We start from the raw sequence: 21951 nt of genomic DNA on the forward strand, positions 1-21951 counted from the left end.
TGTAGAATTTTTTCAATAGCATCCACGCATGTTCGATCCGCAGGCAGATTCAATGCCCACCTATCGCAACCGCAAAAGCGCAATGTTTACAGCCGATCCTTTACTCGCTTGCAGTGGCCTGTAGGAAGCAAAATCCGTGGTCACTTCAGTATGTGGATGGCGATATCCCTGGTGATCGGGATTCGAACTAAACACGCTGAACATCGGCTGTATTTTATAGGCCAACCCGGCATGCCAGTTTGCTTTAGCCCCATGGTGCATGACTTGTAGGAGCGAAAGACCACTCACACGGTGAGCCCCCAGAAAAGCCTTCATGCTATCAAACCGTAGCGGTGTATTGAGGTAACCATCACCGGTATAGAGCACGCCGCCTTTGCATATCGAAATCGGCACACACCATAGCCTCCGAGGGGGCAATGGCCTGTCTACTTCCGAACCCCTGACCCACATTTTGCCCAGTTTCGATCCTATTGGGCCACCGTAAAGAAACAGCGAGATGAGGTTCTGATTTTCTTTCTGGCCCTTGAAGTTGAATTCTTTAGCATAGAGATCCTTTAATTCCTTCAAGGCACGGGTAGTAATAGCTTTTACGCTACCCAGCAGTTTGTCGCGAAGATGTGAAACGCGATCACGAAATATTCGAGAAGCCATCGGTGCCAACTGCGCATCGTTGTATGGCAAAAACTCCCAACACCCCGCAATCACAATCCCTCTACCATAGGTAATAAAAGCTACGTCCGTACGTTTCCCTGCTGCCCGCGCCATTTTTTCGAAATCAAATCTTTTGTCATCCACATCACTCAGACCGCTCAAATCCTCGGTTTCAACCTTCACGGGAATAGAACCTGAATCTTGAGGATTCGAATCCCCTTCGTTTACCACTGGTAGTTGTCGTGGTCGTCGAGGTGGGCCGTCTTGCCCTGGCAGCGACTCGTCGATAGAAGGACTGCCTGATACGAACAAAATACGTTTGACGTTAGCCTCAGGAACCGCAGCGATGAATGCAACCGGATTTACCAAAAATCTCGTCAATCGTGAACTGTGCGCCCGGTGCGCGTGAAAACCGATAACAAGCCGCTGCCACAAGGGTACGTACGGTAGCAAAAGATCACCCACATCGAAGCGCTCCAGCAGCTTTACGAGACCGCTGATGTGATCCGAATCGAAATGGGAGATGGTCACTAGGTCAAGGTAGGGCCGCTGCCCTCCGGGCGTCCGAATGCTATGATCCAAGTCGCTGAGCGAGCTGTCGAGATAGTGCTGTGCCGAATCAGTTCCACAATCGTAGACCCAATTGAATGCACTACCGCCAGACTTCGGAAGCGGGCAAATGCTTCCCGAACTGAACAACCCCTGGCCCACACCATGAAACCTAATCCGGACGTCCATACCCAATCTCATTACGTGTGAAATCCTGTCTCAATGCAGAAAAATGGCAAGACCATAAGGTAACTGCGGGCAGGCCTGTATTGATAGCGAAAAGCCAGATACCTAGTAAAAATCTCAACCTCTACCTTCTTGGCTTCCGAAACCGACTCGGTAAACCCGCCTGTCGAAGCAAGTCACCCCCACCCACGACTTTGGTGATGACCAATCTTGAGTTGAAAAACTGGAGTTCGTGAACATTCACCAATGGTGCTACCTTCAGAATGCAGTTCTGATCAGTTTGATCACGGGGTAATCGGTAAGTGGAGCGCAATGACGGATCTTTTCGTTCTTCACGCGATGCTCAGCGCTGACGCACAATTCGACTTAGCTACCAAATACGCTAGAGGAAGTGCTCAAAAGATTAATTCGCCGATGGCTGCAATTCAATTCCGTGATCACGCCCGACTCCTGAATTCTAAGTGGCTTTGCGCCATATCTTTTGGCGAGGAGGAGCATAGGCGAGCTAAGAGATGCCTGCTACAACGACCTTACGTGATTTGCCTCAACGATGAACAGAGCGCCCTAGAAACTTCCCAATCTATGCCTGCTTTTTTACTAAGGGTTCATCGCAGGTGTGGTCGTGAGAAGCAAAAACTAATGCGTTATGACGTTATCATGCGACGCCACCCTAGGCTGTCTGATTGGAGAGTTTGTTGGAAACTACGGCTATACAAGCTGTATCCCGACCGCTGCGCGAAAATGCCCAGCGAGGGCGGTCGTTGCCAGCGCCCATTTCAATAAAAATGACCGACTGGGCGGCAGCGACGGCGAAGTATAACTAACGAAAATTATGAATTCCCGTTGTTTGAAATTAAGTTTCGCTGACCAATCGCCAGCGAAACCACCAGTCTTTCCCGGTGCCAGCCATCTATTGAAACAACAGGATTGTTGCAAGTTAATAGTAGCACGGTTTTTTGCCCATTATTTATTCTAAACCCTTAAAATATTTTTACGCTTTTCCAAAATAAATCTACCAATGGAAACCTCTTATCGCCCAATCCGGCCACTGGGTACATTCCGCGTAGCGCGGTCACGACAATCCAAGCTTGCTTAGAGCACTTCAATTGCAAAAAAATAAAGTTTCAATCTTGCCAAAAGCCAATAAAAAACAACAGCCATCGACACCCACCGATCTATGTAAATTGTGAGGTTCCAACCTAATAGTCCACACCTATAGAAAAAAGTACGAGACCTTCATAGCTAAAACACTTTAAGCAACAGAAACCCTCTTAACGAAAAGACAAATACCGTTCTAATCGTCGAAACACTCGCAAGCAACCGAAATAAGGACCAAAGCCTCAGGACCAACCAATAATCACACAACATATAAATACCCAAAAGCACACCACCACAGTCGAGATATTTAAATGTATAATTAGATAAAGATATTTTCAGCAAGCTATGTTCCAAGCTTCAAAAATGAATTTTTGGCGCATGAAACTGTCAGTGCTCAAAATCTTCGATTTCTGCGCATTTATAATAACAACAAGAGAAAAAACATGATCATCAATTTGACCAAGAAACAAAGTGGCCGACCAAAAAAAGGCGGACGCGGAAAAAAGCATCGCGACGTATCACAATGCATCTCAACGAACGCGAATTCGAGCAAGTTAACCTTAAGGCTGAAATGAGCAAATACAAAAGCCTTTCTCGCTTCGCCAAAGATTATACCTTTGACAAATTAGAGAGGAATACGGGGGTACGAGCGATATATAATTCATGAGATAGAATCTCGAAATGATTACATAGAAGCCTTACTAAGCAAAATTGAACATTTGAGACTACTCAGCCTAAACGTTCGACTTCCCACTGAACTGACCACCAGCTTATCAGAGCTTGAACACTTTGCAATCGGAGGAAAAGTTTTTAAACCTGCCACCCCCCAAAAAAACTGTAAAGAATCACAAATAACAATAACAATAACAATAACAATAACAATAACAATAACAATAATGAGTATATATTATGATTTACAAAAAAAGCCCACACATTCCAATCTTGCGAAACTCTTATACGCTACATCTTTGCAGCAAACACTAAAGAGATCGACAAACGACCGTTCATAGAATACCTCGGTGGAAGCGCCGTAAGTGGGTCCCCGTTCAAAGGATACAGAGGCGATATTAGAGTTGTTGATACCAGAGAGTTAGAGGACGAGTTTAATATACAAATACAACGCTATCACGGCAATGGGGAAAAGCTTATAGAACATCACGTGCTATCTCTACCCGCCCAAGACCAACTCACAGATACTGAGTTTGAATCGCTCACGAGGGAATTCTTGGAGGGCATGGGGGTCGATAATAGCATGATGTGGCTTGCAGCTTGCCATAACGACACTGATCATAGCCATGTCCATATCGCACTGTGCCGAGTCCAATTACGATTCGACGATAGCAGCTTAGCATCCCATTATGGACTCTTAGCCAACAAGAACGATTTCGAGCGCGGGATGGAGATTGTACGAGTCCTAGAGCAAAAGTATGAGCTAACGCCGACTCTTTCTCCTGGAGACAATGTAAATAACAAAAACCAAGCGTCAATCATTCGTGCCATTTCTAAAAGCGTACTGTCCAGCCCGCTTGAAACGGTAAGTGACTTCGTACATGCAATGGCAAAACGCGGCGTGCAGATTAAGCCCGTGCTCAACAAGACTGGAAAAATTAAGGGTCTCAGCTATAGGCTTAATTCTGAGGACGGCAGATGGATAAGCGGAAGTAAGATCATGTCAACGGTGCTAACGTTCGGGGCCCTGTGCGGAAAACTAAATTTCTCCCCAGCTCGCGACGACGCCACCCTGGGACTCGGTGCGAACCCTAAGCTCCCAGCAGTATCGAAGTTTGAGCGGGATGTAAAAACTGTAAGCGTCGGCATGATGACCTCAGTAACCCATCTGTCAAATCAAGCTCGCGAATTCATTAATCGAAATAATCGAGAAGGTGTAATTTCCATAGAAACCGATAATTATTATAAAATCGGCTTCAAATTTAACTTTAACTTTACCCCCCAAACCCGCCCCAATGGCAAGAACGAAATGAAGACCTGGGAAACCATTGTCAATCTTGGCACCAAAAAACATGCTACGCCTTTTGCAAAAGCATTTTCAGACGCCGATATTCAAAATATTCTTACTACCACCGAATAATATCAAGCCATCAGGTACTATCTCGATTCAAAACCTGACGATAGAAAACCTAGAAGAAAAACTGAATAAGACTCAAATGTATTTTCGCGATAACGGCCTTATTGAAGCCTTGGATAGAATAGGATTACTAGTAAACCCACAACGCTCACTACCCATCGAAAAAGCACAGTTTCAAAACCCCATTGCTACTCACGAGAATTGAAAATAATACTTTCGAACAGAAAACATTAACTCCAACCTCAAGCGCATATGTTACAATTGAAAAATAAAAAACAATAAAAAAGGCACGCGTATGTATATAAAGCTCACCCAAAATTGCGACCGCTGCATAGTTCTCAAAACCGTTAGCTCAAGCATTGTGGCTTATGACGAAAAAAACAACCTCATAAAAGGAGCCAGGAAAAACTCTACGGTTAAAATTGCTGAGTTTAGTCACGAACAAAAAATAGAGCATTGCGAAATACCTCCTGAAGACGCCGAGAGATTCACAAATTGGCGAGAAGAGCAAATTCGTCGCATACACATTGCGCTTCTAGGCAACGCTTCAGAGGGGATGCACGGCGGTATACCTCAAGCAAAAACCAAATCAACGATGGGTAAATCTGAAATTAAGATCGGTGAGTTTAGCGGCGTGATACTTGGTGGAATTTTAATAAACCCTGGTACTCACCTTACTCCAGAACTCGATCTGGACAGAGAAGGCCTCGAAAACGTTTTGATTGCAACGAGCGAAGTAAAGTCTGACTTATTGAACATATGCAAACGCATACTATATACAATTCAAACCAACGGAAAAAAATACTGTAGCGCCGAAGACGCCCGAGAGATGCTTGTAGCTCACTCTGCGCTTGGCTGTGCATTAGATAGCCGTGGTATAGGGTATGTCATCAAAAAAGACGACTCCGCACAAATCCCTTCCCCCGCCGACCAAGGGACTACCCTGTTCAATAAAATCAAAAAAGAGGTGCAGTTGATCAGGTGATCCGCTAAGTTGATCAGACGTCACTTCAGTATTTAGTCGATATGCAGCTGGTTAAGCAGTCTGGGCCTACAAACCTGATATTATCCAAAACCCGAGACGCCCCCTGGGTCGTCATCTGACGGAGCTAACCCGAAATGGGAAATCAGATTGATCAGGACGCTAAGAATGGTCCGGAACGTCCAGATGGGTTCGATACCTGCGCTTACCTGAAGGCCAAAAACCAGGATGAGCTGGCTGAGCATCGCGTAATATCGGCAGCAAAAGTTGAAGCCTTATCTCGAAAGGAGCGCGAGGCTTTTGAAAAGCGATTCGGTGATGCAGCAAAAAAAATTGCGGATCAATTTGGTCGAAGCCGTCGTTATGTCCCCCCCAATGAAGAACCTCGTTAGTGCATATACTTAAGCTAGGGTTACTTGAGCTTGCTCAGGATTACCGTGAGCGATAGTGTAGAACTCAGACACGCGTCGAGATCAGGTATTCATTCGGATAATAAAACGCCAGTTGATTACGTTCGATCAAGCTGTCGCCGGTTGATAAAACGCGGCTCAGTTGACCACGCTGCTAGTTTTGGCGAATCTGCGGATCGGCCGAAAAAATCTGATGAGCATGGTGAGTTCTGCGGCTAAACCGGGCGGACGAGAGGGCATGAGTTCATTACACGGCTTATCGGTTTTCCAGGATCTAGCGTGCGTGACGGCATAACTCAACTTACAGCGGCTAAACGGCAAGTTAATCGAAGGCCCTATTAGAGACCCGCGATGCGGAACTTAACCAAAGGTTGCAAGGAATTCCCGCGATTAGCAGTCGCCCAGATGACAATGCAAGTTGGCTATATCGATCCACTGCAATTCTCCAGCGAGCCTTGAGCAGAAATGAGCATTCTCACAACATAGTTGCGGTGCTGAGGAGTGTACACCGTATACATACACGAGCGAGTGCTACCTCACCGCCGCCACCTTGGCGACCAGTTCCTCAATCCGTAGAAAGCGCTCTGCGTGCGTAACCAGATTTCCGTCGCCACGAGCGCGCTGCCACCCTTCCAAACGAGCCTGATTATTCTCGACCGAACGCTCAGCTCGTATGGCCTCACCGCCATATCGAATGGCGCACTCACATCCGGAGAGCAGCTTTACGATCGCGCGTCTCCGCCGACGCGCTGTGGAGATGAGCGTCGGGCTCTGATTCGCGATACAACCACCTCTAAGGTCTCCAAGACACGTGTAGAGGCTGACTACTGACCGAGTGCTTTGAGCCGATATCGTGTCTGTCAGCGCTGTCGGGCGATGGCGGCACCGATGTACCCAGATCCGCCAATTGGAAAGTGCAAATTTTGCACAATGCTAGTCACCCATGCCTAGAAATTGTGGATAGCGGCACTCAGTCTTGAAATTTTTCGACTCGGAGCCCTCTCACGGCCCTTAGCCACCGCGACGTAACGCTTTTTTTTGCTTGTAACACATCTACGTTACGTAAAAAAAATGCGTTACGGTCGGTGAAATTCTTTTTTGCGTATTGCATGGATTTCACCAGTCGCTTTCATCGGACTAGACCCGCATTCTGGGTAACCTTGACCGGCAGAAGTCGGACAAAAGAGGTTCCTAGCGCCATTCATGCACAGGTACTCGCCTACAACATGAAGCGGGTTATGAAAATCCTCGGCGCCAGCAGCTTAATGAAAGCGTGGTCGACCTAAATGGCTTGGCTTAGTTGCTTACCTTGCACACTAGAAGCATCGCTGATGCCTCCACGACCATAGTGACGACCCGTAAGGCTTACCGCGAGCAGCTACTCGGCCACCAAACAAATACACGCCGCTCTTGCACCCAACACCATCGCCGTTGACCAGCATTCCCTAGTTGGCTGGGTCCGACCAGTCGCCGATGACTGGACTGGCGCCACCCAAGGCAATCTCTAGTGTGACGCTGTCGAATATCTCAGACATGGCCTGGGCAAGATCATTTACCAGGGGGGAATCGTTCTTTAAAGTGCACTTTTCCCCCACCGTTCGCTATCCGTTGAGGCCAGCATTGGCACAATTCTTTTGGGACAGACCTCCCCCCCAGAAACGTCCAGTACTGGCCGATAACGACTCAGGAAGAATTTCAGCCGAACCTACGTCATAGGTACGTCCTAACAAATCGTTAATGCGTCACAAAGCGCACGCCATTTCGTTTCAAGGCTTCGATCAATCGTTCCGTACTTTCAACCTCGGGCGGCTGCGCGCTCGGATCCAGAACACGACGAATCGACGAAGAGTTCGCCACAGCAGCAGGATCGGGCTGCTTGGGCGATCTCATCCGAAGGCCGCGAAGCTCCGGCAGCGGCGAATCAACAGCCTGGAGATCCATTATGAATCGAGGAGTTTGCGCTGGCGCTGGATTGAGACGCTCATTAATACAAAGGATGCTGCTGAAATAGATCCAACCGATCGGGCTGATAGAAAGAATGCCATACCGACTTCCCTGCTCGGTAACCACCCACATGCTCTCGCCACGGACCTCAATCTCAACCATTCGCGATGTCTCGACGCGATGACCGTCCGCGAATTTCCCGGAGGGTTCGGCTCGAATGTGCCGCCAAATTTCGCCCTTAACGCTTGGAGGATCTTCGACGTGAGCATTCGTAAGATAGCCGGTGAACGGCAGGTCGCCAGCGTCACTTTTTAGCCTCAGGATTGCGTCATTGATGTCGCCAATCATGAAATGTCTCCACGTTTAGGTGCCCGGTATGTCGAAGAGAGAATACCAACGATTCGATAAAAATGAATGGTATACAGTGTAGAAAATACCTCAGAGCAAATTCCTCATGTCCGGATTTGCTCGGGGTATTTTGACGATGGACGTGAAGCTCGCTTTTGGTAAGGCCTTGAGACAGATACGAAAGGCCCGCGGAATGACGCAAGAGGCGTTTGAGCCGGGCGTCGTAAGGACATATATCAGCGCACTGGAAAGAGGAATCCACTCGCCAACTCTAGAACGCATCGTCGAATTGGCCGCGCTTCTAAACGTCTCCTCAGCAGCATTACTCACCCTGACAGCGTTTTACGAGCAGGACAGCCAAGACTCTGCCAGCTTCCTGAATGAGCTGTGTGAAGACGTTTGCAACTGGATCTGATCCAGCCAGCCTGAAGATGCGCAACCCGTGCGAGCCCGAGCGGTGTAGTGATGAACCAAGAAGCCGTAGAGTCAAGGATGCGGTGCCGTGCCGTGGAATATTGCGTCGCTTTTGTGGATTTTTTCGCAGCCCTACGAGCGGCGTCATAGAAAAAAGCAGGAGCCACCTACAAGCGCGCAGGCTGGACGATAGAAATTAGCCGCCACCCTCGCATACCCATCAACAACAAAGCGCTTTAAAGACCATATAAAAACGTTACACCGCGACAAAACACGACACCCTCCTCATTCAAACCGACAACTGCTTGCTGAAAGTCAAAGTTAAGCGTTGATACAAAAACCAGAATTCGTATCCCACCCTCACATACAAGTCAATATAGGAAGGGTTAATTTTTACCTTGACATACTGTATATATATACATAAAATACCTCTTAGAGGTCCTTCGCCGAACAAGCCTGGTTATCTTCCGGCAAAGCCGGGTATATTTTTGATTACAAATAATGCTTTATTAAGAATTTTTCTCATTTATTCGTACCCTCGCCACCTCCATTGTCCAATCTTGTGGGCTGACAGCCTGAGCTAGACTGATCCGGCATACGCCTCACTGGCGGCACCCACGCTGGTCTAGTTCAGCCTTGAGAAAGGCTGGCTGAAGCACCTACCGCCTCATCAACATCGCTCTATGCGTCGGGACATCACGCTTTCCGTGATTGAACTGGCTACCACTTCTACCGAAAGCTGCTCAATTCCACTTGGCCACTGCTTCGTCAAGCGAGTCAGCACGTCATTCAGATATCTTTGTTTTTCAGTTGAGCCGATTATAGTTGCTGCCCTTTTAAGAGAGGACATACAGGCCACAGGGGATTAAGCAGTAGGAGGTGCGTTCGAGCACGCGTGATGCCCACTCGCAGGAGCCTTCGACTTTTGGGGTACGGCGGATCGTCGTCTCTCCACACAAAGGACGACCCCACTCCGTTGGCGCTCCGCTTTGCTTCTCTAACTATGATCACACCGTCGAATTGCTTCCCTTTAGCCTTGTGGATATTCATTATCTGAAGACCAGGTATTGCTTCAACCCCATCAAGAATTTGTTCCTGCGCCAAAGCTTGATCGAGGGCACCCCGAGCATTGGTGTATTTCCCGTCGCGGATCCACTCCGCTGCCAATGCGGCAGAGATGCGGTGACCACGCTTGAAGGCCACAAGGTAGTCAAGCTGGTCCGCCACTCTGAGCAACTCGCTCTGGCCACTTCCCCGCAGCGCGCCCTTCACCGCCAGCCAATCGTAAGCGGGATCTCCCGTGAACGGAGACTCAGATAGGGTCACCAGCACACCTCGCAATGCTTTTACGAGGTTGATCTTCAACTGCTTACCCTGCCTCATTTGCAGAGCCTGCGCTTTCAGCGTGGCAATAGCAGCTTTTGCCTGGCCCGTGGCATTACGGGCCGCAGCGATTAGATCCATGCTAGATGCTATGTCAAAGGCTTCGTTCTCTGATTTTTTTGGCTCTAGAAGAAAGGCAGCTAACCGTGCTGAAAGCAGAGATTCTGCTTCGTCAAAATGGAGCTTATGTTGAACGGCTTTGCCAACATTAGGCCCCAGTGCGTTGAGCGCATTAGACATCCTTAAAGCGCTGCGATTATTACCGACCAGGATGGCGATCGTGCCTGGCATGGCGCCGGCCTGCGCGATAATGGAGCCATACAGCTCCTTAAGAGCACGACGCAGCAAATGATTCCAATTAGGGGTGGGATTTTCTGGGCGGTACATTAACTGTGATATACCTTGATACGGCGCCCCACGAACGACGCCATTCAACGTGTCGTTCCCGAAGCAAAGTATCTCCGAATTCGGACTACGGTGATTCTGCGTTCCCAAATCCACAGCAAAGGGCTGCAAAACCTGGCGAATCACGGAGATTCGTTCCGGTCCCACGCCAGGCAAGAAGTCAAAAATCTGTTGCTCTTGGTCAGCTAGGCACATCACCCGGGACCTCGACGCGAGAAGCTGAATATTGCCCCACGCTGGCTCGCTGGTGTCCTGCGCCTCATCCACGATGATGAGTGGGTGCTTATCAGCGACCGATTGAAGCAGGTAACTACTGCTCTTTAGCAAATCGCCTACGTTGGTAGCAAAAAGATCGAACGCGACCCTGCCCTCCTCCCTGAACAAGCGATCACGCTCCACAAGCCAAGCAGGCCAACCTACATCATCATCGTCGATACCCGCCGATAGAGCTTTTTCATCTTGGGGAAGCAAGATAGATAGCTTAGTTGGAGCCCCAAGCAGGTAACCGTGCGCCTTAAGAATGGTCCAAAAAAATGAATGGAAGGTCTGGATTGAAAGGCAATCCTTTTCCTGCGTCGTGGACTCCAGCTTCGCCGCATCTGCGATCCTAGCAACAGCCGCACGTGAAAAACTGAGGAATAAGACGGACTGCCCTGGAAGCAATCCCTGCCTGATCCGGTGGACCGCTTTGCGCAAAGCTAACGTAGTTTTGCCGCTTCCGGGGCCGCCTAATACTAAAATGTGCTTCTCGCAGGCGATAACTGTATCGCGCAAATCACGCGCTTCGGTCATATCGGATCATCCAACCAAGCATCATCAGGCTGCGATTCCTCTTCCGCTTCTACAGGACGAGGGAACAGTTTGTAGATACCAGCCAAGAAATCTTTAGTCGCTCCGGGCAGCTCCTCATATTCGCAGTCATTAAGTAAGCGAGCCGCCCATCCCGCGCCCTTGTTACTTCCAAGAGCCTGCATCGCCAAAGACCTTACCGCAGCATCACTTGGCTGTAGCTCAGGCACCATCACGTTTCCACTCTCGTCGCTGATCTTCAGATCGAGTAGAAATGACCAAAGACGTGACGCTGGAACCTCAGCAGCAAGCAGACCCTCGAAGCCCTTGTAGGGGTGTTCAGTATTTATCTCATAGGTATCGGCCAACGCTTGGAGCACCTCGGGTTTTCGATTTCCTTTGGGAAGAAGATCGTAGAAGGCAAACGTCCGAAGCCCCAACGTTTTAAAAAACTTGCCGAATTTGGGCACATTCGACTCGCCATCCGCGTCAAAGAATGCCACCCCAGAAATATCCAGCGGCTGGAGACTCGGATCCTGTTCTTCCATGCGACGAGCAATCACTGGCATAGCATGCAGCTCGGTTACCCCCTCAACGACGATGACACCGCGACTTAACATGCACTCAGAAAGCCCCGACTTAGCGAATCGTCTGTAATCATTATCTTTAAGTCCGGTCGCATCCGAGACTTTCCGAGATGTGACAGTACCTGCGTCCTGTCGGGCAAGCAGCAGCGTTTGACTAGGCTCAAACTTCTCGATCACAAAGGGAGAATGAGACGTGACGAACGCCTGCGTCGTTTTGGTGAGAAGGTACTCGGCGATCCTTCGCTGAGTATGTGGGGGAACAGCGATCTCAGGCTCTTCCATCGCGAAGATCACATCAGACTTGAGGTCAGCAATAAGTGACAGCAGCGCCAGCACCAGGGTGTTAATCGTCCCAGTGCCGGCATGGGCAAACGGAACATGCGCCTGATCAGCGGACAGAGCCATGAAAAAGGTCAGCGTTTTCCGTAGATGCTCTCTGGTGAGTTCCGATACGTGAAGCTTCGTGGCATTGCCAGGCGATTCAAGGGCTACATATCTGGAGAGCCTTTTTTCAACTGATCTAAGGACGGGAGCTATTTCAGTCGCATCAGATTCGATGTCTAGGCTTTGCAGCCGAGATATCGTTTTCTGCCAGAGGCTGTGCCTTACACCCTTAGCTCTCAGGATAATGTCCAGCAACGACCCCCGCTCCAAACTGAGCGCTCGCGATCCCGTCCTAAGGGTGCGTAGATACAGAAATCCGAACTGTCGCTTGATGGTCTTTGGAACAGCCGTCAACTCACCCAATGGTGCATCAGGGCTATGAGAGAAATAAGTCCTGGCGACAAACTCGTCCTCCTCGATGTCGTAGAGACCAATGGTCTCGATCCTTAGGCAAGGTACGACATCGGGTGGATTCGCAGCGGCGATTTCACCAGCCGCGAGAACGCGCTTTTCTAACAGGTGCCAAAACTCCGAGTTACCTCCACACCGATTACTGACCTCGACGCTCAACCCAACCAGGACAGCCTCGATGCGCAGGCGAATTGGCGTAGGCGGCAATCCCTCTTCTAGAGAAGGGAACAGATAAATTCCGTTGTAAAAGTCGTGCTCATCTATGGGGGGGAACCGATTGAGTCTATCCGGGCCTAATACCAGATCCAGAGCCTCACAAATGGTGCTTTTCCCTACGTTATTCGTTCCAACCAGCAGGGTATGCCCATCGAAGCAAAGACTGGCGCGCCGAATCCCGCGAAAATTCTCTATCCCGAGTTTGACGACCTTCATTCTGATCCCTCAGTTGATTCTACGAGCCACTATAGCAGTGGCACGGCGTCACGAGGGGATGGATCCAAAGGCGTACAAGCTATGCCTAATGTGAGCTAGCTGACACTCAGACGCGGTTCATATGCGTAGAGGATCGCGCACAGAGCGTTCATTGACTTGATACCCATCGAAGCGGATGAAAATCGAAGCTTGCCGACAGAGTGCACAGCGCATGCCTACGGCGCGATGGATGTGCAGGTCAGCGCGAGGCCTCGCTGACCCGAGCAAGGTCATGCTGAGCAAGAAGAGAAGTAGTGACTGAAGTAGTGACTAAGATGGTGTCCCCGGCAGGAATCGAACCTGCATCTGAGCCTTAGGAGGGCCCCGTTCTATCCGTTGAACTACAAGGACTATAGAGATAACGGCTTGAATATAAACAGAAAAATCAAAAAACAAAACCAACAACGATCACAACTTAACACTGCGCCCTGTCCCTTGCAAGAAATCGTATCTAGCCCTTAGGAGGGGGATGCTCTATCCAATTGAGCTACTGGGACTAATGACAGGCGCAGAGCCAAATTGCACTGCGACAGACGGCGTGCATGTTAACGGCCAAGGTGAGTTTTGTCATGTCGTCCGTCACCTTTTTAGGTGTAAGCCGCCACCACTCCCGACCCGTGAGCGGCCCATGCCTGCAGGGTTGCCAATCCCTATAGTGCAAAATGCACTAGCACGAAAGGCCATCATTGCATCTTGCAACGAGCCATACTTTTGAGACCATCATAACTTATTGTTTTAAAAGGGATTTTATCGATATTGTAACTGGCACGATGACTGCACTCTTTACCCTTATCAATCTGTCCTGCACGTGAACACGGGGAAACACCCATGAACAGCACCCTCCTGCTTCTGAATGCACTGGCCCTGGCCGTCTTAGTGATGTTCCAATTCCAGAACAGTAGCGACAGCGATGCAGCACAGCTCAGTCACACAGGCAGCCATCAGACCCAGCAACGAGCACAATTGGCGGTGATGACAGCCAACGGTCAACCCTCTGTCAAACTGGCACAAGACGCACAGACCGTCAGCACTTCTGAACACTGGATTTTCTAAGCGAGCCGCTCATGACCAAGACCACCTGGTTGTTTCTTTTCCTGACAATCGCCACCGGCATCCTGGGGCTCAACGCAACGTCGAATTATTGGCAGATCCCTTCTCTGAGCGTCTGCGCCATTTCAGCCAGCGCCTGGGTAATTACCGCGATTGTCGGGCGTCGCTTCAAATTCGACCCAGTCCTGCGCTGAATAGCCGATTCACCCTCCCCGCTCCAACCCTCGCCTACCGCCCGACCTTATGTCGCCTGGGCGCGCAAATCGGCCATTTGCCACTAGTCTTAAAAATTAAGGGCAAAAGGCCATATTGCTATAGGATGTGCGCCCGAAAACCCTCTCGCTTCGAGAGCCTACGCCGCGTTTACGGCGTAGAAAAGTTTTCCAACCAGTCCGCAAATTTGAAAATGAGTACTGGCATAACGCCTTTAGTAAGTTCAATATTTGTCACAGAATTGACGCCAAGGAACTGGCAAATTTGAGGCATGATGCGACCTCTTTGCAATTCAGGTTGAACATTTGTTCGCAAGCCTTGTCCTAACACACATCTTGCGGCCAATTCCAAAAACCGCTCCCCTGAACTAACCGGTTAAATATATGCGCCCATTGAAACAGGCAATTTATTCCAGCCGTACGGCTGACAAGTTCGTCGTACGTCTGCCAGACGGAATGCGGGAACGCATTGCCGAGGTGGCTCGCAATCATCACCGCAGCATGAATTCTGAAATCATCGCGCGCATGGAGCAAAGCCTTATTCAGGAAGGCGCGTTGGGTGACGAACTGAGCATGCGCATGGACAGCCCGGAGCTGTCACTGCACGAACGCGAGCTGCTGCAGCGGTTTCGCCAACTGTCCCACCGTCAGCAAAATGCGCTTGTGTCGCTGATCGCCCATGACGTCGAGGCAGCCGCAGAAGCCGAATAATCGGCAACTGAAAGCTGAAGCCAGCCTTGCGCTGGCTTTTTTTTGCCTGGAATTTGGGAGTGAGCTTGGGCACCGATTTATTATGGTTCCCCGCGTTATCGTTAACGATTTTCGCGAGCAAGCTCGCTCCTACAGAAGTGGGAGCGAGCTGCGGGTCAGAGCAGGAAGATGGTAGCCAAGCCCAGGAAGATGAAGAAGCCACCACTGTCGGTCATGGCGGTGATCATCACACTGGCACCCATCGCAGGGTCGCGCCCAAGACGCGCCAGGGTCATGGGGATCAATACCCCCATCAATGCCGCCAGCAACAGGTTGAGGGTCATGGCCGCAGTCATGACCACCCCCAGGGACCAACTGCCATACAGCAGATAGGCCACCACACCAATCACACCACCCCACACAAGGCCATTGATCAGGCCCACCGCCAATTCCTTGCGCATCAGGCGCGAGGTATTGCCCGTACTCACCTGATCCAGGGCCATCGCGCGCACGATCATGGTGATGGTCTGGTTACCCGAGTTACCACCAATACCGGCCACGATAGGCATCAGCGCCGCCAGCGCCACCAGCTTCTCGATAGAGCCTTCAAACAGGCCAATCACCCGCGAAGCAATGAACGCAGTAATCAGGTTGACTGCCAGCCACGCCCAACGGTTGCTCAGGGACCGCCAGACTGACGCAAAAATATCTTCCTCTTCACGCAGGCCCGCCATGTTGAGGACTTCGTTTTCGCTTTCCTCACGGATCAGGTCGACCATTTCGTCGATGGTCAAACGACCGATAAGCTTGCCGTTCTTGTCGACCACCGGAGCCGAGATCAAGTCATAACGCTCGAATGCCTGGGCGGCATCGTAGGCATCTTCATCTGGATGAAAACTTACCGGGTCGCTGGCCATGACCTCGGCCACCTGCTTGTCTGGATCGTTGACCAGCAGGCGCTTGATCGGCAGCACGCCCTTGAGGATGCCCTCGTAGTCGACCACAAACAGCTTATCGGTGTGCCCCGGCAGCTCCTTGAGGCGCCGCAGGTAACGTAAGACCACTTCCAGACTGACATCCTCGCGGATGGTCACCATCTCAAAGTCCATCAACGCCCCGACCTGCTCCTCGTCATAGGACAACGCGGAGCGCACGCGCTCACGCTGCTGACCGTCGAGGGTCTCCATCAGCTCATGGACAACATCACGGGGCAGTTCCGGGGCCAGGTCGGCCAACTCGTCGGCGTCCATCTCCCTTGGCAGCGGCCAGGAGCTCGTGATCGTCCATGTCGGCGATCAGGGTTTCACGCACCGAGTCGGATACTTCGAGAAGGATGTCGCCATCGCGATCAGCCTTGACCAACTGCCAGAGCGTCAGACGATCGTCCAACGGCAGGGCTTCAAGGATGTAGGCAACGTCGGCAGAGTGCAGGTCATCGAGCTTGCGCTGCAATTCGACGAGATTCTGCCGGTGGACCAGGTTCTCGACCCGGTCTTGATGAGGGCCTTCCTGGCGGTGGGTCAGATCTTCGACCACACGCTGGCGATGGAGCAGCTCGACGACTTGCGCCAGGCGGTCCTGCAGGCTTTCTTGTGTTTTCTTTACTTCTACTTCGGTCATAGGCGAACTCCACTCCCAGCAGCGGGGCACGCCGGAAGGATCAATCAGTCAATTCATGATTGGTAAAACGGGGTACTGAGCAACTACTGGGTAAGTCCATGGAGGTATTCCACAAGCCCCGGCGGGGCTAACGGGCGCAATGATACACGCTGCGCGCGCTTTAAACGTTAAAAAACCGGAAAGAACAAGCGCTTGCGCCATAAAGCTGAGTATTGGCCGCACGTATGAAACTGCGACGACCTCGACAGAAAAGAAAACACATGGGCAACAGAAAAACGTGCCCAGCCGAGATAAGCCCTACAAAAAACACTCGACCGGCAGCAGAAAAATAAAACCCCCAGACGGCAAAAAGCCCGCACTAGGCGGGCTTTTTGTTTGTATGGTGCACTCGACAGGATTCGAACCTGTGACCGCTCGGTTCGTAGCCGAGTACTCTATCCAGCTGAGCTACGAGTGCAGATTGTGGTTTTATACCAGATCACAACTGGTTGGAGCCAAGTCACCTGCATTACTGCAACTGACTCTTAAATGGTGCACTCGACAGGATTCGAACCTGTGACCGCTCGGTTCGTAGCCGAGTACTCTATCCAGCTGAGCTACGAGTGCATTTGTTGCCGCGCATTATAGGCCGTTCAATCTCTATGTAAAGCTATTTTTTCGTTTAATTTCAACAACTTAGCGAAAAAACCAGATTGCAACGTACTAAGCAAATAATGGCGGAGAACGGGGGATTCGAACCCCCGACACCCTTTTGAGGTGTACTCCCTTAGCAGGGGAGCGCCTTCGGCCACTCGGCCAGCTCTCCGCAACACGGGGCGTATATTAACCAGCTTCATCCCCGTTTGCAAACATAAAAAACGATAAAAATTAATGGCTTGGTTCGTCGTCCTTCTCTTTCTTGATCCGCAGGTAGATTTCCTCACGGTGGACGGCCACCTCTTTGGGGGCATTGACCCCAATCCGCACTTGATTGCCTTTGACGCCAAGCACGGTCACGGTGATTTCTCCATCACCAATAATCAGGCTTTCTGCGCATCGACGAGTCAGAATCAGCATACCTTTCTCCTCACGCATTTCATTTCGGGAACAACAGTCTGCAAAAAAAGCCTTGGCCCCATAACCCAGCGGCTATGACCCAACGTGCCTAAGTATTGTCGAGCACGGGCAAAAGAACAGGCCTGCACCCTCACCCGACAAAAAAGAAAGGCGCGGATCAACCGCGCCTTCCTGGCAACGCGTTACTCGCCCTGTCGAGCCGGCGCATCCAGTTCAAAAGCTGTGTGCAATGCACGCACAGCCAGCTCCAGGTACTTCTCTTCAATCACCACCGACACCTTGATCTCCGAGGTGGAGATCATCTGGATATTGATGGTTTCCTTGGCCAGGGACTCGAACATGCGGCTGGCAACACCCGCATGGGAGCGCATGCCCACACCCACGATCGACACCTTGGCGATCTTGGTGTCACCCACCACTTCACGGGCACCGATCTCCTTGGCAGTGTTCTGCAGGATACGTTCGGCCGCGTCGTACTCGTTGCGGTGCACGGTGAAGGTGAAGTCGGTGGTGTTATCGTGCGCAACGTTCTGCACGATCATGTCGACTTCAATATTCGCGCCGCTGATCGGCCCGAGAATCTTGAACGCCACGCCCGGGGTGTCTGGCACGCCACGGATGGTCAGCTTGGCTTCATCGCGATTAAAGGCGATGCCGGAAATGATCGGCTGTTCCATGGATTCCTCTTCATCAATAGTAATGAGGGTGCCCGGCCCCTCTTTAAAGCTGTGCAATACGCGCAGCGGTACGTTGTACTTGCCGGCGAACTCCACCGCACGGATCTGCAGGACCTTGGAACCGAGGCTGGCCATTTCCAGCATCTCTTCGAAGGTGATCTTGTCCAGGCGCTGGGCCACGGACACCACGCGCGGATCGGTGGTGTAGACGCCATCCACATCGGTGTAGATCTGGCATTCGTCAGCTTTCAAGGCTGCCGCCAGCGCCACACCAGTGGTGTCAGAGCCACCACGGCCCAAGGTCGTTATATTGCCGTGCTCGTCAACGCCCTGGAAACCGGCGACAACCACTACGCGACCGGCCTTCAGGTCACCACGAATCTTCTGGTCGTCGATCTGCAGGATGCGCGCCTTGGTATGCGCGCTGTCTGTCAGGATCCGTACCTGGGTGCCAGTGTAGGACACCGCCGGAACCCCACGCCTGTTCAGCGCCATGGCCAACAGGGCAATGGTCACCTGCTCGCCCGTTGACACGATCACATCCAGCTCACGCGCCAGCGGAGCCTGATCACCACTGATTTGCTTGGCCAGGTCGATCAGGCGATTGGTCTCGCCGCTCATGGCCGACAGCACCACAACCAGGTCGTCGCCGGCATCGCGGAATTTCTTAACCTTGTCGGCGACCTGCTCGATTCTTTCGACAGAGCCGACCGAGGTACCTCCAAATTTCTGTACGATCAAAGCCATTTCTAAGCCGCCTCAGCCCGTAAAGGAGCGCCCAATAAACAAATCTTCCAGTACCTAGGCAAGCCCATGACTAGATCATGGGCCCGCCGACAGCGCCTTAAATACCGGCCTCGACAAATGGCACGGTCAGGGCCAGGGCCGCGTCCAGGGCTCCAGCGTCTACACCACCGCCTTGCGCCATGTCCGGACGACCGCCGCCCTTACCGCCCACTGCCGCAGCAGCTTGCTTCATCAAATCACCGGCCTTGAGTTGGCCAGTCAGGTCCTTGGTTACACCGGCAACCAGTACGACCTTTTCCTCATGGACACTGCCGAGCAGGATCACTGCGCGGCCGAGCTTGTTCTTCAACTGATCGACCAAGGCCAACAGCGCCTTGCCGTCCTGACCGTCCAGGCGTGCGGCCAAAACCTTCACGCCCTTGATGTCCAGCGCCGAGGCCGACAAGTCGTCGCCCGCCGCGCTGGCCGCCTTGGCTTGCAACTGCTCCAGCTGTTTCTCCAGCAGGCGGTTGCGCTCCAGTACGGCAGAGAGCTTGTCGATCAGATTGTCACGGCTGCCCTTGACCAGGGTCGCCGCTTCCTTGAGTTGCTCTTCGGCCCCATTGAGATAGGCCAGGGCCGCAGCACCGGTCACTGCCTCGATACGCCGTACACCGGAAGCCACACCGCCTTCGCTGATGATCTTCAGCAGGCCGATGTCGCCGGTGCGCTTGGCATGAATACCACCGCACAGCTCCACGGAGAAGCTGCCACCCATGCTCAGTACGCGTACGTTGTCGCCGTATTTCTCGCCGAACAGCGCCATGGCGCCTTTGGCCTTGGCGGTCTCGATGTCGGTTTCTTCGGTTTCCACCGGGGTGTTCTTGCGCACTTCGGCGTTGACGATATCTTCCAGGGCCTTGATCTGCTCAGGCTTGATCGCTTCGAAGTGGCTGAAGTCGAAACGCAGGCGCTGGCTATCGACCAACGAACCCTTCTGCTGAACGTGCTCGCCCAATACCTGGCGCAGTGCGGCGTGCAGCAAGTGGGTCGCCGAGTGGTTCAGCGCAGTGGCGTGGCGCACGTCGGCGTCCACCTGGGTTTCCACCGGCGCGCCCACCACCAGGCTGCCCGACGCCAGCACACCGTGGTGCAGGAACGCGCCGCCGGTCTTGGTGGTGTCACGCACATCAAAACGGCCGGAGGCTGCCTTGAGCACACCACAGTCGCCAATCTGGCCACCGGATTCGGCGTAGAACGGCGTCTGATCGAGGATCACCACGCCTTCATCGCCTTCATTCAAGACGTCAACCGATTGGCCATCTTTATAGAGGGCAATCACCTTGGCCGAGCCGTTGGTGGCGGTGTAACCGGTAAATTCGGTGGCCACGTCAACCTTGACCAGGCTGTTGTAGTCCATGCCGAAGGAACTGGCCGAACGTGCACGCACGCGCTGGGCTTCCATCTCGCGCTCGAAACCGGCCTCGTCGAGGGTCAGGTTGCGCTCGCGGGCGATATCGCCGGTCAGGTCCATCGGGAAGCCGTAGGTGTCGTAGAGCTTGAACACCACATCACCCGGCACCACGTCGCCTTTCAACTCGGCGAGGTCTTGCTCGAGGATTTTCAGGCCCTGCTCCAGGGTCTTGGCGAACTGCTCTTCTTCAGCCTTGAGCACACGTTCAATGTGCGCCTGGTTCTGCGCAAGCTCGGGGAACGCCTGGCCCATCTCGGCCACCAGGGCCGCGACGATCTGGTAGAAGAAGCTGCCACTGGCGCCCAGCTTGTTGCCGTGACGGCAGGCGCGACGAATGATGCGACGCAGCACGTAGCCACGGCCTTCGTTGGACGGCAGCACGCCATCGGCAATCAGGAAGCCGCAGGAACGGATGTGGTCAGCCACCACTTTGAGCGATGCCTGGTCGTCGTTGGCGCAGCCGATGGCCTTGGCCGCCGCCGCCAGCAGGCTTTGGAACAGGTCGATTTCGTAGTTGGAGTGCACGTGCTGCATCACCGCACTGATCCGCTCCAGGCCCATGCCGGTATCCACCGACGGCGCTGGCAACGGATGCAACACGCCATCGGCGGTGCGGTTGAACTGCATGAACACGTTGTTCCAGATCTCGATGTAGCGGTCGCCGTCTTCTTCTGGCGAGCCCGGCGGGCCACCCCAGATATCGGCGCCGTGGTCGTAGAAGATCTCGGTGCACGGGCCACACGGGCCGGTATCGCCCATGGTCCAGAAATTGTCGGAGGCGTACGGGGCGCCTTTGTTGTCGCCGATACGCACCATGCGCTCGGCCGGCACGCCGACTTCCTTGGTCCAGATGTCGTAGGCCTCGTCATCGCTGGCGTAGACCGTGACCCAGAGTTTTTCCTTCGGCAGTTTCAGCACGCCAGTGAGGAAGGTCCAGGCGAAGTTGATCGCGTCTTGCTTGAAATAATCGCCAAAGCTGAAGTTGCCGAGCATTTCGAAAAAGGTGTGGTGACGGGCGGTGTAGCCGACGTTTTCCAGGTCGTTGTGCTTACCACCGGCGCGCACGCACTTCTGGCTGCTGACAGCACGGGTGTAGGCGCGTTTTTCCTGGCCCAGAAAGCAGTCCTTGAACTGGTTCATCCCCGCGTTGGTGAACAGCAGGGTTGGGTCATTGCCTGGGATCAAAGAGCTGGAGGAGACACGGGTGTGACCTTGCTCTTCGAAGAAGCGAAGGAAGGCTTCACGGATTTCTGCGCTTTTCATTAGGTTCTTCCACGGAGGCTGCGGCCAAAGGCCAGTGCGCAACATCATCAGACGGAGCGACGGCAAAGGGCCGCATTATATCGGC

14 protein-coding genes, 4 tRNA genes and 1 pseudogene are annotated in these 21951 nt (G+C 52.3%); 7 read left to right on the forward strand and 12 right to left on the reverse strand.

The window, feature by feature from the left end; genetic code table 11:
• Positions 1-60: 60 nt before the first annotated feature.
• Positions 61-1389 (reverse strand): ComEC/Rec2 family competence protein, encoded by a 1329-nt coding sequence (locus JTY93_RS19565; RefSeq protein WP_122811373.1) that lies wholly within the window; start codon positions 1387-1389, stop codon positions 61-63.
• 2209 nt (positions 1390-3598) lie between these two features.
• On the opposite strand from JTY93_RS19565, the gene JTY93_RS19570 reads away from it, so the two are divergent.
• The 3 genes from JTY93_RS19570 (at position 3599) to JTY93_RS19580 (ending at position 5944) form a co-directional block, all read left to right on the forward strand.
• A complete protein-coding gene (locus tag JTY93_RS19570) occupies positions 3599-4573 on the forward strand; it encodes a relaxase/mobilization nuclease domain-containing protein (protein WP_240357303.1) in 975 nt (324 codons plus the stop codon).
• Between the two features lie 292 nt (positions 4574-4865).
• Positions 4866-5555 carry a hypothetical protein gene (locus tag JTY93_RS19575; RefSeq protein WP_205478286.1) on the forward strand — a complete coding sequence of 230 codons (690 nt, stop codon included), beginning with the start codon at positions 4866-4868 and terminating at the stop codon, positions 5553-5555.
• A 134-nt stretch (positions 5556-5689) separates the two neighbouring features.
• Positions 5690-5944, forward strand: coding sequence for a hypothetical protein (locus JTY93_RS19580; protein WP_205478287.1), 255 nt, complete (start codon positions 5690-5692; stop codon positions 5942-5944).
• A 1752-nt stretch (positions 5945-7696) separates the two neighbouring features.
• Here the strand turns inward: JTY93_RS19580 and JTY93_RS19585 are convergent.
• The gene (locus JTY93_RS19585; protein ID WP_205479359.1) at positions 7697-8254 is read right to left on the reverse strand and encodes a hypothetical protein; all 558 of its coding nucleotides are present in this window, start codon (positions 8252-8254) and stop codon (positions 7697-7699) included.
• A 136-nt stretch (positions 8255-8390) separates the two neighbouring features.
• Here JTY93_RS19585 and JTY93_RS19590 point away from each other — a divergent pair, with 136 nt between their 5' ends.
• Entirely contained in the window at positions 8391-8669 is a 279-nt protein-coding gene (locus tag JTY93_RS19590; RefSeq protein WP_073638108.1) for a helix-turn-helix domain-containing protein, read from the forward strand.
• An 818-nt stretch (positions 8670-9487) separates the two neighbouring features.
• On the opposite strand, the gene JTY93_RS19595 is transcribed toward JTY93_RS19590, so the two are convergent.
• The 3 genes from JTY93_RS19595 to JTY93_RS19605 form a co-directional block, all read right to left on the reverse strand.
• A complete protein-coding gene (locus JTY93_RS19595) occupies positions 9488-11248 on the reverse strand; it encodes a UvrD-helicase domain-containing protein (protein WP_205479357.1) in 1761 nt (586 codons plus the stop codon).
• Positions 11245-13059, reverse strand: coding sequence for an ATP-dependent nuclease (locus tag JTY93_RS19600; RefSeq protein WP_205479355.1), 1815 nt, complete (start codon positions 13057-13059; stop codon positions 11245-11247). The genes JTY93_RS19595 and JTY93_RS19600 overlap by 4 nt, the downstream gene beginning before the upstream one ends.
• Positions 13060-13374: 315 nt before the next feature.
• A tRNA-Arg gene (locus JTY93_RS19605) sits at positions 13375-13449 on the reverse strand.
• Between the two features lie 477 nt (positions 13450-13926).
• Between JTY93_RS19605 and JTY93_RS19610 the strand changes: the two genes are divergently transcribed.
• From JTY93_RS19610 to JTY93_RS19620, 3 genes are all read left to right on the forward strand, one after another.
• Positions 13927-14151, forward strand: a complete 225-nt coding sequence (locus tag JTY93_RS19610) for a hypothetical protein (protein ID WP_205479353.1) — start codon at positions 13927-13929, stop codon at positions 14149-14151.
• An 11-nt stretch (positions 14152-14162) separates the two neighbouring features.
• Complete coding sequence (locus JTY93_RS19615; protein WP_205479351.1) at positions 14163-14342, forward strand: PA3371 family protein; 180 nt, start codon at positions 14163-14165, stop codon at positions 14340-14342.
• Positions 14343-14744: 402 nt separating this feature from the next.
• The gene (locus JTY93_RS19620) at positions 14745-15071 is read left to right on the forward strand and encodes an Arc family DNA-binding protein (protein WP_029294475.1); all 327 of its coding nucleotides are present in this window, start codon (positions 14745-14747) and stop codon (positions 15069-15071) included.
• 155 nt (positions 15072-15226) lie between these two features.
• Here JTY93_RS19620 and mgtE read toward each other — a convergent pair.
• From mgtE to alaS, 7 genes and pseudogenes are all read right to left on the reverse strand, one after another.
• Positions 15227-16670: pseudogene (mgtE, locus tag JTY93_RS19625) on the reverse strand (magnesium transporter).
• A gap of 380 nt (positions 16671-17050) precedes the next feature.
• Positions 17051-17127: transfer RNA gene (locus JTY93_RS19630), tRNA-Arg, on the reverse strand.
• 72 nt (positions 17128-17199) lie between these two features.
• Positions 17200-17276 (reverse strand) — tRNA-Arg (locus JTY93_RS19635).
• Between the two features lie 108 nt (positions 17277-17384).
• Positions 17385-17475 (reverse strand) — tRNA-Ser (locus tag JTY93_RS19640).
• A 62-nt stretch (positions 17476-17537) separates the two neighbouring features.
• Positions 17538-17726: a carbon storage regulator CsrA gene (csrA, locus tag JTY93_RS19645; protein ID WP_003178872.1), complete on the reverse strand. Its 189-nt coding sequence runs from the start codon at positions 17724-17726 to the stop codon at positions 17538-17540.
• Between the two features lie 182 nt (positions 17727-17908).
• Entirely contained in the window at positions 17909-19150 is a 1242-nt protein-coding gene (locus JTY93_RS19650; RefSeq protein ID WP_205479349.1) for an aspartate kinase, read from the reverse strand.
• Between the two features lie 97 nt (positions 19151-19247).
• Positions 19248-21866, reverse strand: coding sequence for an alanine--tRNA ligase (gene alaS, locus JTY93_RS19655; protein WP_205479340.1), 2619 nt, complete (start codon positions 21864-21866; stop codon positions 19248-19250).
• Between the last annotated feature and the right edge of the window lie 85 nt (positions 21867-21951).

Origin of the sequence: Pseudomonas hygromyciniae (assembly GCF_016925675.1) — a bacterium.
In the GTDB taxonomy this organism is placed as follows: Bacteria; Pseudomonadota; Gammaproteobacteria; order Pseudomonadales; family Pseudomonadaceae; genus Aquipseudomonas; species Aquipseudomonas hygromyciniae.

Excerpts from the sequence above, each read along its gene's own strand:
- JTY93_RS19610 (WP_205479353.1), top strand. The coding sequence starts at position 13,927 with ATGAACAGCACCCTCCTGCTTCTGAATGCACTGGCCCTGGCCGTCTTA.
- alaS (WP_205479340.1), bottom strand. The coding sequence starts at position 21,866 with ATGAAAAGCGCAGAAATCCGTGAAGCCTTCCTTCGCTTCTTCGAAGAG.
- JTY93_RS19600 (WP_205479355.1), bottom strand. The coding sequence starts at position 13,059 with ATGAAGGTCGTCAAACTCGGGATAGAGAATTTTCGCGGGATTCGGCGC.
- JTY93_RS19615 (WP_205479351.1), top strand. The coding sequence starts at position 14,163 with ATGACCAAGACCACCTGGTTGTTTCTTTTCCTGACAATCGCCACCGGC.
- JTY93_RS19565 (WP_122811373.1), bottom strand. The coding sequence starts at position 1,389 with ATGGACGTCCGGATTAGGTTTCATGGTGTGGGCCAGGGGTTGTTCAGT.
- csrA (WP_003178872.1), bottom strand. The coding sequence starts at position 17,726 with ATGCTGATTCTGACTCGTCGATGCGCAGAAAGCCTGATTATTGGTGAT.
- JTY93_RS19650 (WP_205479349.1), bottom strand. The coding sequence starts at position 19,150 with ATGGCTTTGATCGTACAGAAATTTGGAGGTACCTCGGTCGGCTCTGTC.
- JTY93_RS19595 (WP_205479357.1), bottom strand. The coding sequence starts at position 11,248 with ATGACCGAAGCGCGTGATTTGCGCGATACAGTTATCGCCTGCGAGAAG.
- JTY93_RS19620 (WP_029294475.1), top strand. The coding sequence starts at position 14,745 with ATGCGCCCATTGAAACAGGCAATTTATTCCAGCCGTACGGCTGACAAG.
- JTY93_RS19580 (WP_205478287.1), top strand. The coding sequence starts at position 5,690 with ATGGGAAATCAGATTGATCAGGACGCTAAGAATGGTCCGGAACGTCCA.
- JTY93_RS19585 (WP_205479359.1), bottom strand. The coding sequence starts at position 8,254 with ATGATTGGCGACATCAATGACGCAATCCTGAGGCTAAAAAGTGACGCT.
- JTY93_RS19590 (WP_073638108.1), top strand. The coding sequence starts at position 8,391 with ATGGACGTGAAGCTCGCTTTTGGTAAGGCCTTGAGACAGATACGAAAG.
- JTY93_RS19575 (WP_205478286.1), top strand. The coding sequence starts at position 4,866 with ATGTATATAAAGCTCACCCAAAATTGCGACCGCTGCATAGTTCTCAAA.